We start from the raw sequence: 15858 nt of genomic DNA on the forward strand, positions 1-15858 counted from the left end.
CGGGAGTTGATGAATTGACGGATACACTATTCGATGTATCGGGAAAAACCGTTCTGATTTCAGGCGGCAGCAGGGGTATTGGGCTGGCGATGGCGGAGGCGTTCGCGACGCGTGGCGCGCGGATCGTGATCACCGGCCGCAATGAACAAACACTGCGGAATGCCTGCGAGACTGCTCCGGCTTCGCCGATCCCGATGACCTATGAAGTTTGCGATGTCAGCGATACGGACACGATCACGGCCTGCATCGACGCGGTCGTTGCGCAATACGGCCAGATCGATGCCTTGATCAACTGCGCGGGGGTGAATGTCCGCAAGCCGGCCGTCGATTATACCCCTGAAGAATTCGACATGATCATGGACATCAATCTGCGCGGCGCGTTCTTCATGGCGCAGGCCGTCGGCAGGCAGATGATCCTTCAGAGCAATGGCTGCGTGATCAACGTGGACAGCCTGTCCTCTTTCAATTCCCTTGCCCAGGTCGGGCCCTATGGAATGTCGAAAGCCGGTCTGTCCAGCATGACCCGCGTCATGGCTCTGGAATGGGGAAAGCATGGCGTCCGGGTGAACGGCCTGGCACCTGGCTTCATTCTGACAGATCTTACCGAAAAGCTTTGGTCTGATCCGAATCTGCAAGCCTGGAACAGGACTGTCACGCCGCTTGGGCGCATGGGCTCCGTAGACGACCTGATCGGCACCGCAATCTTTTTGGCTTCACCCGCCGCGGCTTTCCTGACAGGACAGACAATCAGGGTGGACGGCGGCACATCGAGCGGCATCAACTGGCCGATAAACGGGGAATTCGGCATCACGCCGCACGCATGATGCTGCCCGCTTTCAAGGGGACGTGAAAGCGGGCTTACTTCACCTCGGGTTACCGCAGAGGCGCAGCGGCGTTATCTGACATGGGGGCCGGCGGCTGCCTGGTGTCTGTGAATGCGGGCACCGCGGCTTCGAACGCATCCAGCCAGGCAACCAACCCGGGATAATCTCGGCGCCATTCTCCGCCATAGCGCATGTCGAGATATCCAAGAGAGCAGGCCAGCGTCAATGTGCCTGCCGTGACATCGGCCGCGGACGCCGGCGCGGGAGGCGTATTTTCCTCGAAATACGCCAAGCCTCGCTCCATCTTTGCTCCCTGGTAGGCGTCCCATGCGGGATCGCGATACTGCTTTTCCTTGAAGCGCTTTTCGTAAATCCGAAGGATCGCAGCGTCCATGATGCCGTCTGCGAGAGCCTGCTCGCGCAGCACCGCGAAGCGGGCCTCGCCTTCCGGAAATAGGTTGCCGCCACCAGCCAGAAAATCAAGATATTCGATGATGACGGGGCTGTCATACAGCACGTCGCCGTTCTCCAGCACGAGCGCCGGAATTTTTCCGAGGGGGTTCTGGTTCCGAATGCTGTCGGACGGATCCGCGGTGTTGGTGTCTTCCACCGTGATCTTGTCTTTCAGGCCGAGGATCGCCGCGGCAATTTTCACCTTGCGGCCGAAAGGGGAAGGGGGAGACGAACGTAATTTCATCATGGTTCAGGCTCCTGAACAGAGAGGTTTGAAAAATGCGGCCGGTGAGGTCTTACCGGGCGCCGGGTGGGGGAACTTCGAAGCTGTCGGACCGGCATCCGGCACGGTCAACGGCGGTGCAGGAGCGGAACGCCAGATCCTTCGTCAGGCAGATGCGGACTTCCTCCAGCTCTCCCCGGTCGCAGGTGACGGCCATGCCATCTTCCTGTAACCCCGGATTTGCAAGGCGGAAGGCCTTTTCAACTGTTGCCGGTGCGGCTTTGCCGCGCTTGTCCAGTTTCTTGAAGACGCCTGGAATGGCAATCTTCTCATAAGCCCGGCGGGTCAGGCCGAAATAATCCTCCGGATCGAGACCGGAGCAAGTGCCATGTTTGCGCCACTGGTGGAAGACAAGGGAATGACTGGGCATGATGTCTTCCATATCCACGGCGATCCGTCGATCTATCCGCTCCGGCATGCCCGGACAGGATTGCGGGTATCCCCGCTCATATTGCGGCCAGAGGCCGTGCACCACGAAGCGATAAGGATCGGCGACATCGCACTGGTAAGGATTGACAGCCTTGCCTTCCTGCTTGCAGTAAGTCGGCGACCAGGAAAGAGACAGGACGTAAAAACCGAACTCCCCTGGCTGGTCCGCCAGGGTGGCTGTAGATATCAGGCCGCTTGCCAGGAGGCAGAAGATCTTCAGCCACGCTCGGCTCGGGAGCGCCATGGAAAGGCCTTTTCGTTCAGCGCGGGCGCATGGTGCTGCAATGGTCGCCGTAGACGTGCCATTTGTCGAGAGGCGCCATACAGGCCTCCACGTTCCAGCCAATGCCGAGAAAACCGCCGTGTTCCTCGACGAGATAGTGGACGGACTGGAAGCTGCCGTCCGAGAGGCTGGCCTTGCCGTGGCAGTACCGGCGCGCGACCGGGCTGATGTCCGCCTGGTAACCGGTTTCGCGTATGTCATCGATGCCGGTGATGGTGCGGCCGTCGTAATAGTCCCTTCTGGCGCTCGCGACAGAACCCGCAACGGCACTTTGAACGGAGGCTGCGGTGCAGGCGGGCAGACGGTTCTCATCGCCGAAGGAGAAATAGACGCGGTTGTCTTCCGCGGTGGCCGGGACCGCAAGGCCCGCGCAGAGAGTGAGGACAGTTAGGAGGGGCAGGAAAAAGCGGGTGAAACGAGCAATATGCACGGCAGAAACTCCAGTATGCGAACTGAGAGGACGACGATGGGGGAGGGCAGGCCCGAGGTCAAGCATTGATCCAGGCAAAAGTGACCGGTTCCGGCTGTTTATTCGCCGATCAGCTGGGTGACGTTCCAACCTGCTCCGGGCCCCAGATGCAGGACATCACTAAGCCATGGCAAGACCACGCGCATCTCGCCGTCCAGCGTGAATGGCGCGTTGATGAGGGTCATGCCGGAGCCGAGCATACGCATATCCGGGCCGCTCTTGCCGGTATTGAGTTCCAGTGTCAGGACATCGCGCAGACCGGATTCCCTGAACGTTTCGTGCATTCGCCGAACCGCCCTGGCGTCCTTCAGCGGATACCAGATGGCATAAGTGCCTCCGGGCCATTTCTTCCAGCCACCGACAACCGCCTCGGTCATCCGCTCGAATTCGCCGGTTTCCTCGAAGGCGGGATCGATCAGCACGAGCCCGCGTTTTTCCTTGGGGGGGAGAAAGCCGCCCAGCGCGAGCCAGCCGTCCAGATGAATGGTCTTGACCTGATGGTCACCGGTGAAGAGATCCGACAGGGTTTTGAAGTCCGCCGGATGCAGTTCCGTCAGCGTGAGCCGGTCGTTGGAGCGCATCAGGCTGCGCGCGAGCACTGGCGAGCCCGGATAGAGCTTCAGCCCGCCGTCCGGATTGAGCGCACGAACGACGTCAAGCCAGGGTGCCAGAAGTTCGCCAACCGGAGCCGGTATATCGGCGGCCAGTATTCTGCCGATCCCCTGTTGCCACTCCCCAGTCTTCTGCGTTTCCACCGAGGTGAGATCATAGCGGCCGATGCCTGCATGGGTATCGAAGACGCGAAAGGCCTTGTCCTTGCGCTTGAAATAGACAATGAGCCGCGACAACACGGTGTGCTTCAACACATCGCCGATATTTCCCGCATGGTAGGCGTGCCGGTAGTTCATGGTTGCCGGTCCGGATCTGCCGGTTGAGGCGGCCGTTGGAGGTACACAACGGCCTTTTCTCCGTGATCGGCTTTGCCGACCTCTTCAAATCCCAGCCTTTTGTGAAACCTGAGCGATCCCGGATTGGGCGGCCGCTCGTTGACTTCACAGACGAAGCTGCGTCCTGAGCCGGCGAGATGCCGGAAGAGACTGTCATAAAGCGCCTCACCGATTTTCTGGCCACGCTGCTCTGCGTCAACGGCAATGCGGTCGGTATAGGCAAAATTGGAGAAACGTTCGCTCAGCCAGCGATAGTTCCGGCTTTCGTAGTTGGTGCCGTCGCCGATGCACAGCAGGAAACCTGCGGGCATATCGTTGATGTCCGCCACCAGGCAGACCAGTGCGGAATTGACGAGGTCGAGCAAATCCTCGGCTGTCAGTTCGTTGACGGCCGGTACGGATGCGTTGTTCAACGGCAGAAGCTTGCTCAGATCGCCTGGCCTGAATGGCCGCACGATTGCGGTGGGAGACGGCCTGGATTTCATGAAACCACCTGGATAGGTCCGCTTGCAGGGGACCTGCATGAAAGCGGAGCATTTGAATTGTTCGATAGCGCCGCGTCAGGGCGTCCGCGGTCCAAGCTGCCTTATAGAGGTTTTTCAGATGAGATTGAAGCGCTGGTGGGATGTTCACAAAGAGCATCGCAGCTGCGTGGCGAAAGGCAGGTACCCTTGTGTTTTCAGGCCGTGTGCCGACGGAACCGACCGGTCCCGTGCAGAGGCGGATGGGCAGTGTAGATGGTCCCGGCAGTTGTAAATGAATTTGGGCGCGGTTGACCCACGCCCAAATCGCTCACCCGACGGGTGAGGGAGTTTTTAGTCCTCGGCCGGCCGGCTGTCTTGCTCGACAGGATTGCCGTTTTCATCGAGAGCCTGCAGGTCTACAGCCTTCGGGCCCTTGCCACGGCGATCCGGCTCGGTTTCGAAGGAAACCCGTTGGCCGCTGTCCAGGGTGGTAAAGCCAGAGCGTTCGACGGCGGAGATGTGCACGAACACATCCGCGTCGCCTTCATCGGGTGTGATGAAGCCGAAGCCCTTGTCCGTCTTGAAGAACTTTACCGTTCCGGGTTGCCGCGGGCCGCGCTCCGCAGGAGGCATGTCCCGGTTCGGGCGCTGCTGACCGAAGCCGCCGCCTTCTCCACCCTCGCGGTTGCCGTAACCTCCACGGCCGCCAGCGTAACCACCGCCTTCGCGATTGCCGCCACCGTAACCGCCGCCGCCATAACCACCGCCTTCACGGTTGCCGCCGCCATAGCCGCCACCGCCGTAGCCACCTTCGCGGTTGCCACCGCCATAGCCGCCGCGGTTGCCGCCACCGTAACCGCCTTCGCGATTACCGCCGCCGCCACCGGCATAGCCACCACCTTCGCGATTTCCGCCGCCATAGCCACCGCGGCCACCACCGCCGTAGCCACCATCCCGGCCGCCGCCATAACCGCTGTTTCTGTCGTCGCGGCCGTGGCCGCCACCGTAGTCATTGTCTCGTCCACCGCGGTAGCCGCCATCCCGGCCGCCGCCAAAGTCACCGCCACCGAAATCGCTTCCGCCGAAGTCACTGCCGAAGTCTTGCGGACCACCAAACTCACGTTTGCCGCCGCGCCGACCACGCGTCCGCCGGTCCGAATCGCCATCGTGCATTACCAGATCACCTTACCTGCTGCGCCCTTTCGGCACATACCGACCAATCTCACCCGCCTTCACAGTCGAGTCACCTCAACCAGACGCACCCGGTACGCCTGCTCAACATTCTGGGATCGGGTTGAAACACTCCTGCCGCATCCCTATCCAGCCGCTGCGCTTTCATCATAAGGGCGGGAGGGATAAAACCGCAAGAGAATCCTTGGTCCGCGCGCTAATTCGGGGCGTTTTTCGGAGGCCATGTATTTGACCAAATGGACAAGTCAGGGACGGTTCCGTCGCATGTTTTCCGGGTGGCTTCTTCCAGCAGGACCAGTCCGGTGCCGTTCCAGATCCACCTGTTCCAGAGGCCGCATTCGCCGACGCCGGAGCCCTTGAAGTAGCTGACGAGCTGCTCATCCGCAGGTGACCACTTTGCATTGTAGATCAGGTCGGTTGCTACCGGTCCCTTCTCCGACATGCGGGCGACATGGACCTGCCGGGCTGCGCCGTCCTTGCCGGAAAGGACGGCGACATAGGGGCTGTTATAGGCAGTCGGAGCGCCGCAGGGGATGATATACAGCGAGCCGTTTTCGTCCAGGGGGACGCGCACCGCGTTCAGGCCGGCGAAGATCGCCGGATCGATTTCGGAACACAGGCGATTGGCGGACCAGACCGCCGCGACTTCCGGCGGCAGCTGATCCGCGCTGACCAGCGGAATGGCATGGGGAGCGTTCTTGGCGGGGTCGGTGCCGGGTGAAACGATGGCGGCAACGGTTCCCGTGCGATCCTGCTGGTTGTCGAGCCACAGAAGGCCGGCCTTCAGTCCCTGAAGCGAGACAGGAACCGCCACGGGATCAGCATCCTTTGCGACGGGAAGATGGATTGTCAGCTCTTTGCCGGACTGCATGGCTTGAAGCAAATTCGCAGTCACAGGCCCTGTCGGATACCAGAAACCCTCGCCGCCGAGAGGGCGGAAACCGGCGGGAGCGGCCACCGTGGGCTGCATTTCGCGAAGCTGCTCGATCGGCAGTGCCTCGATTTCCACCCCGTCGACGTCAAAGCGCAGACTTCCCTCTTGCGGCAATTCGGTATTGGTGGTCAGGCGCACCAGGGGCTGGGCTTCGGCCTGCCAGTCCCGCACGATGCGCAGGTCCACCCACACCGATTGCGCTCGGGTAAAGGACGATGCGAAACACACTCCCGTATTGCCGCAATCGACTGTCCAGCTTTCGAAGCTGGGCGGTGTGCGGCCTGGCTGCGCCGATGCGCCGGACGCGAAGCCGAGCACCGTTGCGGCGGATATCAGAAATGTTAATAGTCTCAGCGTCATTAGCCGGTTACCCGATTATGGTTGCCATCTTTTCAGCGGCCAATACATCTTGTACGAAATGCACGCGGCAAGGTGAAGCCGCTAGTGACCAGAAACACGACGGCGGTCGCCTTTGTCCCGTATTTCCTATAGGGGCGGACCGGCGTCGCTGCCAGAGGAGGCGGTAGTGACTCAAGGAACTTCAAGTGCCGGCGGAGAAGACGCGTCAGGCGGCCATGAAGACGACATGCCGCCGATCCAGGTCATGGTCATCGTCGTCACGCCGTTTCAGCAGAACTGCTCACTTATCTGGGATCCGGCCACCATGCGCGGCACGGTGATCGACCCGGGCGGTGATGTGGACCGGATCCGGACGGCCATCGACGCTCAGGGGGTCAAGGTTGAAAAAATCGTTCTGACTCATGGACATATAGATCATGTGGGCGGAGCTGCCGATCTGGCCGAAGCCCTCGGTGTTCCTGTCGAAGGACCGCATGAAGCCGACCGGCAACTGATCGACAGAGTGGCCGATCAGGCCGCGCAATTCGGTGTCGACGGGGTCAGGCCGGTCACCCCGGACCGCTGGATGGACGAAGGCGATCAGGTCGAGATTGCCGGCCGGATGTTCGACGTTCTTCACTGTCCCGGCCACTCTCCGGGGCATCTTGTTTTCCATGACAAGGATCTGCGGTTCGCCATTTCCGGCGATGTTCTTTTTGCCGGCTCGATCGGCCGGACGGACCTGCCGGGAGGCGACCACGCGACCCTGATCAGGTCAATCCGGGAGAAACTGCTTCCGCTCGGAGACGATGTCTCCTTCATTCCGGGTCACGGACAAGCTTCGACCATCGGTCGCGAACGGGAGAACAATCCGTTTCTGACCTGATGGTCCGGTGCTGTGAAGTTGACCGGTTTCAGAGAAGCGCTCTGAGGTCGTCGATGCGGTCGTTGACCAGCCAGCCGTAGTAATTCTCGCGCGGCCAGGCCTGGCCGGTGCGGCGGAACCTTGCGGCCCGGCTCCACGGGTCCCCAAGATTATAGAGCGTAGCGGTGAGGCCAGGGTTGTTGGAGATATCGACCTTGCCGACGGATTTATAGGCGGCGATGGCGTCCTGAATGATGGCGGCCATATAGTGGAGCGAAATGTTCGGATCCATCGTGGCCTTGTAAACGCTTTCCGCATTGGAGGCCTGAAGCTTGCGGAAATTGCTTTGCCGGGCCACGCGGTCGGTCATTTTCAGAACGGTCAGCGGGCTGAGCTGCCCCAGCCCGAAACTCTGGCCGGCAAAAAGCGGCTGGAAGAAAGCTTCGTTGAAATTCTTCTTCGGATAGCGCACGCCTTCCACGGACCGGCCGCGGAACTTGCTGTTCCAGACACTCTCGTAGCAGGACCAGCGGCGGTCGCTGCTCTCCTGAATGTGATCCTTGCGGCAGCGGTCGAACTGCGGACGCTCGACGAAAGTCTCGACATGTTCGCCGTTGATTTCGAAACTTATCCGCACACCGGCGTAGGCGAGCGCCTTGACGTAGTATGATTGCGCGCTGTCGAGGGTGTCGTAATTATAGGTGTGCTCGCCGACGATGGCGCCGATGAGGTGGATCGGATCGATGCCATAGCGCGAGGCCACCCGCTTGATGGACGAAATCAGCCGGCGGTCGCGCTTCAGAACGCCCAGCACCTTTTCGAACTTGGCGTCATAGGAGGACCTGGATGCCGAAGTCCGGCGGGACGAGGCATAGGGTATTTTCGGCTGAGACCTGTAGCGGTTGCCCTCCGGGACCGTGCGCACCGACTGGGCCATCGCCGGCTGGCTGGCCGGGAAGAGCGGAACGGCAGGGTTCAGGAGCAGCGCGGTAGCCAGGCACCCTGCGCGAAGTAGGGTGCTTAGTCTGAACGAACCTGTCTTCCTGCACATAGTGATCATTCTGCGCCTGGTATTGTTGTTAAATATGCGCGCGCAAGCGGAGGCTGCGCCGTCCGGCCGTAGCGGTTTTACATAGCTCGCTGAATGCGACAGTAAATAACTCATTCTGCAAAAAGCCCCCAGAAAGAAACACTACGGCATCCCAGATGCAACAGCTTCCTTCCCTTAAGCGCTCACCATCAACAAAGAAGTGATCGCCGTCACAGAGGTTTGTTTCTCGAGGTTATTGTGAATTCTTTCCGGCAAGGCGGGCCGGACCCATCCGCAAACGGACCTCGCTGGGCACTGCAAGAAAGTCATTGAAGGCCTTGTGCTGGCGCAGGCCGCAGAGTTCCCGCTGGATGACGACGTGCCAAAGCGCCTCGCCGGCCGCCGCCACAAGGCGGTCCCGTTCCTCTTGAGACAGTTCGGCCGTGCTTTCTGCAGTCTTCAGGTCTGAAAGGGCTTGTTCCAGTTTCACGGTCAACCGGGAAAGCGTCGAGGCCTTCTCGTTCAATATCTCCTGTTCCAGGGCCGCAGTAAGCGGGTCCCGGTCATCCTTGTTGCCGATGTTCCGGGGAGGTCGTACCGTCATCGGGGCGGCGCATCCTGTCGTTTCGGTGTTGGAAGATCGCTTTGCCTATCTGTTCCTTGCAAGGTCCTTGTGGAACAGAAGCAATCCCGCAAGGGCGATCAGCTTCAACACACATGGCAAACCGGCATAGGTCAGGCTCAGCAGAAGGCCGAGATCCGGTGTCATGGCATTTCCCGGATGGTAACCGAAAAAGCCAAGGAGAGGTAGAGTCAGGCCGGTGGCTGCCGCGAGCGACAGCTTCGACATAAAGGCCATGACGGAAAACAGCCGCGAGGCTTCCCATTCCCGGTCATCGGCTTCGATATGGTCCGCCAGGATGGCAGGCGGTAAAGCCAGATCCGCTCCAAGGGCGAAACCGGACAGCGCGCAGACCAGCGCGTAGGCAATGATATCTCCTTCTGCCAGCAAGCTGGCCCAGCAGAAGGTGACGACTGCGGTGATCAGCGCCATCTGCCACGCCCGCAGTTTGCCGTATTTGCGCGCAACCCTCGTCCAGAGGGGAAGCGAGGCCGCGCCTGAAAGAAAATAGATCAGCAGAAACAACCCGGTATAACTTTCGGCACCCAGCCGGTCGCGGACGAAAAACAGCACCAGAACCGCTGGAATGGCGCTCGCGAAAGTGTTCAGCAAAACCAGCGAGAAGAAGGTTGCGCGCCAGCGGTCGGTCATCAGCTTGATCCACCCGGCCGATCTTCGCGAAGGTGTCGGAACGATAAGCGGTGCGGTGCGCATCCAGCGGAACAACAGCCAGCATGCGGCGGCCAGAAGTGGCAGATATCCCAGCGAAAGCCAATGAAAGGCAGCCTCGGTACCGACGAAACCGGTCAATACCGGCGGGATGACAGAGGCGACCAGGAGGCCGACCAATCCATAGGCCTCGCGGCTCGCCGTGATCCTGGTGCGGCTTGCGCTGCTTGCCCGCCAAAGGCCTCCAAGCGTCTGGAAATTGATCGCGACGATGGAATATCCCGTCGTGCAGATCAGGACCGACAGTGTGAACCAGAGCATGGGAGACCGTTCCAGCGGATGAAACAGCATCCAGAAGCCGGCGCCGAGCAGAAAAGCGCCGAGCAGAAGTATGAGATGTCTCCAGCGATGAAAGCGGTCGCTCAGGCTGCCGATAAGCGGATCCTGAATGGCATCGAACAACCGCAGGGCCAGCAGGGCTGTTCCCAGCGCCGTCAAGGGCAGTTGCAGCGTGAGCGCATAGAAATCGGGAGCATGCAGGTAGATCGGCAATCCGGCGAAGGCGAGGGGAAAAGCCATCACGCCATAGGCTGACAATGACCTCGGCGTCAGCTCGGGAGCCGTTGCGCCGTCAGGCCGTCCGTCCGATGTGTCATGGTCGCGGGGCGATACTTCTGCAGTCGTCTGACGGTCGGCCCGCAGCTTCAAGAGCCGGACCCGACCAGTTTCGCGCGCAGTTTCGGATTGCGTGTCTGGCCTCCCAGCCAGATGTCGAAGAATCTGCGGGTGAAGTCAGCGTCGGCAATTGTTCCGAGTTTCCTCTGGCCTTGATAAAAGTCGGTACTGCCCTGCGCTGTTCTGACACCTGTAATCGACTGTCCGGCGGAGACATTCGGGAAGATCGCCGCCATCTGGCGGGCCCAGGACGACAGTTTGTCTGGGGGCGTCCCACCCTGCTTGCGGATTTCTTCGATGGAGCGGTCTGCGATTGCCTTGCCCTTGAAATTACGCAGGTAGGTCAGCTTCAACGCGTACGGTCCGCCGCGGCTGTAGCTCCCCCGGGGAGCGTAAAGCTCCGCGTCGAAAACCTTGAAGCCCAGGAACGTCAGTCGTCCCTTGCCCACCAGTTGCGCGGAGGGAAGGGCACGTGATGCGATGCCCGTGTCGGCAAGTCCCGGAGTTGAGACGACAGGTGCAAAGCAGAATGTCATCATGAGGGCGATTATTGCGGCTTTGCCGAAAGCAAGAGGATGTGCGCGGGTTTTCAAGATATCGCTCCCGAATATACGTCGAACCTGATACCTGTCTTGTACGCGCCCAAACATCTTCCGGATCGGTCAAGGGTAATTTCTGACGGAAGAGCGATAAAAATGACGCGAAAACATTGGCTTGACGTGTGTCCGATTGCCGATTTTTCCGGAATTGGGGCACCTCCGCCAACTGATCCGAAACTTGGTGGATGTGTATTGGTCGCAGCGCGTTCTTCCGGGGGGCTGTTTTCTGACAAATTTCGAAGTGTCATGTTTTCTTCGATTTCAGCTTGCTTTATATTGGCCTTGAACGTGGTGCAGACGGTCAGACACGTCGTATCGCATTCAGGATCTTCCCTGCGTCAGGCGCAGGTGTTCCGGCAGATGGCTGGTTGCCTGCCGGCAGTGCCGTACTTCCGGGTTCGTTGCCTGGAACGATGTGCGTCCGTTTGAACGCAAACAGGATTTTCAAGGAATGTAGATCGGTCGACTCTTCCGCCGCGCTGCCGGTTCGCAAGACGTCGTGACGATCCAGGGTCAATGCCATGAGCGATATCGACTTCAAACCAAAACTGCAGCAGAAGACCAAGCTTCAGAAACCGAAGCTCTACAAGGTCATTCTGCTGAACGACGACTACACGCCGCGAGAGTTCGTGGTGCTCATTCTGAAAGCCGAGTTCCGTCTGGACATGGCTCAGGCGGAGGTCGTCATGCTGACCGCACACCAGAAGGGTGCCTGCGTCATTTCCGTCTATCCGAGGGATGTCGCGGAGACCAAGGCCACAAGGGCGATTGATGCGGCCAGCGAACTGGGTTATCCGCTGCAATTGGCCGTCGAGCCGGAATAGGCTGGGGGACTCGTCTGCCTTGCTTTGCTGCTCTTGCGGCATGTCGCGTTGAATTGAAGCCAGGAAATCGTCCGAACGCATTTGCAATGCAAACGCTGTCTCGGGCGTCTTCCTGAACCCATCGATCCTCTTGAACACGACACGCTTCAAAACAAAGCCCCGGCTCAAGACCGGGGCTTTTCGTATTCAGGTACGATGAAAATCAGTCGCGCAGTTTGACGATCTTCTTGTCGTCGCCACCGGAGGGAGTGTCGTCATCCGGTCCTTCGTCGCCGGAGGAGCCGTCATCAAGGTCGATCGGATCCTGTTCCGCCGGTAGGGGCTCGGTGATGCCGAGTTCCGCGATCGGGTCGTAGCTCTCGGTCAGGCCCAGCTCTTCGGCCGGTCCCTTGCCTTCCATGGCCATCTGGTAGTTGGTGATGACCGACTTGAGCTGAACGATCTGCTCGTTGGCGGTGTCCACCTGGATCTTGTAACGCTGCAGACGTTTGTTTTCCTCGATCAGATCTTCCAGATTGTCGGCGAATTTCTGGTTCTGATTGCGCTGGTGGTTGAGATCCGTCAGAGCCGAATTGTAGCGCAGGTTCAGTTCACGCAGCTTGGCGGAGGTCGCCATCAGCTCATTGCGGTCGCTCTCGTGGTTCTTCTGGGCGCTGTCGAGAAGGTGCTCGATTTCCTGCATGCGCTTGAGGAGATCGCGGTTGCGCTCCTTGAGCGTGGAGTTCTCGCGGGCCATTTCCTGCAGCGACTGAGCGCCGATGCGGCGCTGAGAGGAAAGGTTCTCTATTTCCGCATTCAGCGCATAGACCTCGTTGTCATGCTTGCGCTGTTCTTCCTCCAGCCTCGTCTTGGCGTAAACCAGCTCCTGGCTCGCGACGTCGAGATGGGATTTCAGGTCGATATTGTCGTTGCGGAATTCACCCAGCTCGCGCTTGGAAGCTTCCAGCTCGCTGGTGACCAGATTGTTTTTGCGGATCTCGTCTTCCAGCAGCTTTGCGCTTTCGGACAGATTCTGCTGCAGTTCCTTTTCCCGGTGCCTGACCGCTTCCAGATCCGAACCGATGTTCTCGGCATGCTTTTCCAGCGTCTCGAATTTGGCTTTCAGGTCGTTGAGTTCGCCGCTGAGGTCGGCGATCTGCGCATTGGCCTCTACCAGTCTGGCGCTTTGCTGCCGGTATTCGTCGTTGATCTTCTTGTTGTTGTCACGGATCGAGACGATGTCGTTACGGGCGGTTTCCAGCGCCGTGCGGGTCTCGGTGGTGCGTTTGCGAAGCGAATGGACCTCCGCCTGGGCATCTTCCAGCTGGGTGGTGAGTGTCCTCACCTTGTGGTCAGCGTCCAGAAGATCGGTCGAGATCTTGGCATTTTGAGACTTCAACCGGACTTCGGTTTCGACGCCGGCGCGCGACGCTTCCAGAAACTCTGACATCATGCGAATCGATGTCTGGCTTTCCGCGGCAAAGGCGGCCATCTGGTCGAATGTCTGATTGAGCCCGCCGACCCGGGATTTCAACCCGTCCAGCTGGTTCATCTTTTCCTGCATTTTCAGAGCGAAAGGCGAAAGATGCTCGACATTGTTCTTGTCCGGAAGCTGCGCGCCTTCCTGGATTTCGGCGCTTGATGCCCCGCTCTCAACCTGCTGCTCCTGCTCATCGCCCGGGCGCGAGGATTTCGAGAAAATGCCCATTCCTGTCTCCTGACCTTCCCCGCCGGCGCACGTCCGGCGGCAGATACGCAATACCTTAACTCTTTCTTAACCCAAAAGTCCCCGGCGTTTCAACGACTCACGCAGACTACACTGCAGGATAGCGCGGTAAGTGTTACCTCAGAAAGACAGAAGTCTCTGCATTTTTAACGGTTTTTGAGCCTATGGTTAACCGCCCGGTGGAAACATGAGCCTGTGGGTCAGTCGCCCATTTCGTCAATTGTCCAGCTGAGTGGCCAGCCCTCCGGCGGTCCGGTGACCCCGTCGCAGGCGGATTTCTCCAGATATTCGATGAGGATGTATTCGCCGGATTCGGCTTCCGTCTCGTGGCGCTCGAAGGTGCCGCAGTCATAACCGGGGCCGTAATAAGTGGTGCCGGTGACCTGTCCGGTGGACGGGTCGTAGAAGAGATTGTTGACCAGCGCGTGATTGGGCTGGTTGAAGCCGGGCGGCGTTTCGAATTCCCGCCACTCGTCGAGCGAGGGGTTGAAGGGAATGTGGGTGGCCAGGAAATAGGGCACGTTGACATCCGCCATCTGGCAGGGAACGGCCCAGGTCTCCACATCGCCTTCAGCGAAATATTGCGCGCCAAAGGCGGGGACCGTTTCGTCGAGATGACAGTCGAGCGTGCGTATGCCCATCATCTGTATTTCATCCGGGATCTCGGACACCGCATAAACGAGACCCTGGGCGCCGCGATCGATGCCGCTATTGTTCCTCTCCTGAGACGGCATCACAGGCGGTGGCAGATCCGTTTGCGGTGCCTGTGGTGCCGGGGCTGCGGATGCGGAAGAGGATTTCGGGGCCTCCGGCTGCGCGGCCGGGGCCGCGGCGATGTCCGCGTCCGTATCGGAGGGGAGCCCACCCCAGGCGACGATTGCATCCGTCCTGCCGATGCGCCCCTGCTCCTCGTCGATCCGCAGCAGCGCATGGGTGAGGCCGGTGAGCGGCACGCGGTAGGTGAGCGTTTCCGCCGGGCCGCCATACTGGATCTGGATAACGGCGTTCATGCCAAGGCGGAGATTTTCCATCAGATCCCGGTCGGCGTCCCCGCCGAAGGTCATCTCGTTGCCGGTATAGATCTTCTCCGCCAGGCCGAAGAAGCCGTAATTCTCCTCTTCGCCCTCCACCTCGATCCGGGCGCGCATGCCGACCTCAAGCGTTGTCGCCGGCCGCAACGTGACGAAAACCTGCGACTCCGGTTTGGCACCGCGCTCCACCTTCAGCCTGAAGGCTTCGCCGTTGGACCCTGTGCCCCGGGTTTCGGCGATACAGTAGGTCTTGTCGTTGCAGCGCACTGACCAGTCGCCGTATGTGGTTTCAGTCAGCTCCGCCGAAGCGGTGCCTGTGAAAAGAACCGTGAACAAGGCCACAAAAAGAACTGAAAAACCAAGTCTCATGCGCAGATCATCCCCCGAGAACGCCGGAGTACCTCCGGCTTTGCCATTCCCCCGCACCGCGCGAGTCCCTGTCCGGAGACTTTCACGGCGCATGCAGGGCAACAATGACGCAGGGGCAGAAGATGTCAATCGTGAGAAAAGCCGGTGCGAACGGCTTCGCAACAGATTGTGCGGCAACACCTGCCGCTGAGCGCGGGGAGACAAAGGGTGCGCCCGGAAAACAACTTCGGCGTCCCGCATTGACAATCCGAACAGGGTCGGGCCATGTGGCCGCGCCGTTCCGGCACCCAGGATTTTGCACCGGGCCGGGCAGAAAGCCCGCCGCGGTCATCCGCTTTCAATCCGGTTCAATTGCAAGAGGTTCCCATGAGACTGACTGCCCCTTCCTTCATCGTTTTCCTGATTTCCTTTGTGCTTTTCATCATCGCCGTCCTGCCGCTGGCCGGCATCGCCATTCCGAGCATCGGCGTCTCGGCACTGTGGCTCCTGATCGCGGCCTATGTGATCCTGGCGGCCGGGGTGCTGTTCAAGGGGATCTGATACCAGCCGCAATAAATAATACCAAGCGACGAATTTGACGACTCTTTTGGATTCCCAAAGTTTCGCGAATATGATTCCTGATGGGGAACATGAGGAGTTTGCCATGTCCGCCCCTATCCGTCTTCGAGATGACTTTGATGCTCCAACCCTTCGTCATCTAGCCCGTGGCTCGGTGAATGCCGATCAAACACGGCGCCTTTTGGCGCTTGCAGTGATCTATGACGGCGGCTTGCGCAGCGATGCGGGTGCGGTCGGCGGCGTGACGGTCCAGGTGATCCGCGACTGGGTCTTGCGTTTCAATGCAAAAGGCCCC

At 59.8% G+C, this 15858-nt stretch carries 17 protein-coding genes and 1 pseudogene; 5 read left to right on the forward strand and 13 right to left on the reverse strand.

Translation table 11 applies throughout. The features are described 5' to 3' along the window. The first annotated feature begins 14 nt into the window (after positions 1-14). Positions 15-824: a glucose 1-dehydrogenase gene (locus tag OA90_RS14460; protein WP_068412924.1), complete on the forward strand. Its 810-nt coding sequence runs from the start codon at positions 15-17 to the stop codon at positions 822-824. Between the two features lie 49 nt (positions 825-873). On the opposite strand, the gene OA90_RS14465 is transcribed toward OA90_RS14460, so the two are convergent. The 7 genes from OA90_RS14465 to OA90_RS14495 all read right to left on the reverse strand — a co-directional run bounded on the left by OA90_RS14465 (position 874) and on the right by OA90_RS14495 (position 6637). Then, positions 874-1524 carry a glutathione S-transferase family protein gene (locus tag OA90_RS14465; protein ID WP_068412927.1) on the reverse strand — a complete coding sequence of 217 codons (651 nt, stop codon included), beginning with the start codon at positions 1522-1524 and terminating at the stop codon, positions 874-876. A gap of 49 nt (positions 1525-1573) precedes the next feature. Beyond that, positions 1574-2233 carry a ribonuclease T gene (locus tag OA90_RS14470; RefSeq protein WP_068412930.1) on the reverse strand — a complete coding sequence of 220 codons (660 nt, stop codon included), beginning with the start codon at positions 2231-2233 and terminating at the stop codon, positions 1574-1576. A 16-nt stretch (positions 2234-2249) separates the two neighbouring features. Next, positions 2250-2702 (reverse strand): hypothetical protein, encoded by a 453-nt coding sequence (locus tag OA90_RS14475; protein WP_208986137.1) that lies wholly within the window; start codon positions 2700-2702, stop codon positions 2250-2252. Positions 2703-2800: 98 nt separating this feature from the next. Further along, positions 2801-3649: a 23S rRNA (adenine(2030)-N(6))-methyltransferase RlmJ gene (rlmJ, locus tag OA90_RS14480; RefSeq protein ID WP_068412933.1), complete on the reverse strand. Its 849-nt coding sequence runs from the start codon at positions 3647-3649 to the stop codon at positions 2801-2803. Continuing rightward, a complete protein-coding gene (locus OA90_RS14485; RefSeq protein WP_068413070.1) occupies positions 3646-4173 on the reverse strand; it encodes a GNAT family N-acetyltransferase in 528 nt (175 codons plus the stop codon). The genes rlmJ and OA90_RS14485 overlap by 4 nt, the downstream gene beginning before the upstream one ends. Before the next feature lie 330 nt (positions 4174-4503). Further along, positions 4504-5325 (reverse strand): cold-shock protein, encoded by an 822-nt coding sequence (locus tag OA90_RS29790; protein ID WP_068412936.1) that lies wholly within the window; start codon positions 5323-5325, stop codon positions 4504-4506. Between the two features lie 214 nt (positions 5326-5539). Further along, entirely contained in the window at positions 5540-6637 is a 1098-nt protein-coding gene (locus OA90_RS14495) for a DUF1176 domain-containing protein (protein ID WP_068412939.1), read from the reverse strand. Between the two features lie 226 nt (positions 6638-6863). Between OA90_RS14495 and OA90_RS14500 the strand changes: the two genes are divergently transcribed. Beyond that, entirely contained in the window at positions 6864-7502 is a 639-nt protein-coding gene (locus tag OA90_RS14500; protein WP_068412942.1) for an MBL fold metallo-hydrolase, read from the forward strand. 28 nt (positions 7503-7530) lie between these two features. Here OA90_RS14500 and OA90_RS14505 read toward each other — a convergent pair whose 3' ends face one another. The 4 genes from OA90_RS14505 to OA90_RS14520 form a co-directional block, all read right to left on the reverse strand. Continuing rightward, on the reverse strand, positions 7531-8418 hold the full coding sequence (locus OA90_RS14505; RefSeq protein ID WP_156510507.1) for a DUF1402 family protein: 888 nt from the start codon (positions 8416-8418) through the stop codon (positions 7531-7533). A gap of 346 nt (positions 8419-8764) precedes the next feature. Beyond that, entirely contained in the window at positions 8765-9115 is a 351-nt protein-coding gene (locus OA90_RS14510; protein ID WP_068412948.1) for a DUF6665 family protein, read from the reverse strand. Between the two features lie 45 nt (positions 9116-9160). Beyond that, entirely contained in the window at positions 9161-10510 is a 1350-nt protein-coding gene (locus OA90_RS14515) for an MFS transporter (protein ID WP_208986138.1), read from the reverse strand. Then, a complete protein-coding gene (locus OA90_RS14520; RefSeq protein ID WP_208986139.1) occupies positions 10507-11070 on the reverse strand; it encodes a chalcone isomerase family protein in 564 nt (187 codons plus the stop codon). Before OA90_RS14520 ends, OA90_RS14515 begins: the two co-directional genes overlap by 4 nt. Positions 11071-11597: 527 nt before the next feature. Here OA90_RS14520 and clpS point away from each other — a divergent pair. Beyond that, on the forward strand, positions 11598-11900 hold the full coding sequence (gene clpS, locus OA90_RS14530) for an ATP-dependent Clp protease adapter ClpS (protein WP_068412956.1): 303 nt from the start codon (positions 11598-11600) through the stop codon (positions 11898-11900). A gap of 202 nt (positions 11901-12102) precedes the next feature. Here clpS and OA90_RS14535 read toward each other — a convergent pair whose 3' ends face one another. Together OA90_RS14535 and OA90_RS14540 are read right to left on the reverse strand one after the other, a co-directional pair. Next, a complete protein-coding gene (locus tag OA90_RS14535; protein WP_068412959.1) occupies positions 12103-13587 on the reverse strand; it encodes a hypothetical protein in 1485 nt (494 codons plus the stop codon). Between the two features lie 218 nt (positions 13588-13805). Beyond that, positions 13806-15005: a DUF1176 domain-containing protein gene (locus OA90_RS14540; protein ID WP_068412962.1), complete on the reverse strand. Its 1200-nt coding sequence runs from the start codon at positions 15003-15005 to the stop codon at positions 13806-13808. Positions 15006-15371: 366 nt separating this feature from the next. Between OA90_RS14540 and OA90_RS28560 the strand changes: the two genes are divergently transcribed. Then, positions 15372-15545, forward strand: coding sequence for a hypothetical protein (locus OA90_RS28560; RefSeq protein ID WP_156510501.1), 174 nt, complete (start codon positions 15372-15374; stop codon positions 15543-15545). Positions 15546-15648: 103 nt separating this feature from the next. Then, positions 15649-15858, forward strand: a pseudogene (locus OA90_RS28565) (IS630 family transposase); the annotation flags it as partial.

The sequence above is a fragment of the Labrenzia sp. OB1 genome, assembly GCF_001624695.1.
Taxonomy (GTDB): domain Bacteria; phylum Pseudomonadota; class Alphaproteobacteria; order Rhizobiales; family Stappiaceae; genus Roseibium.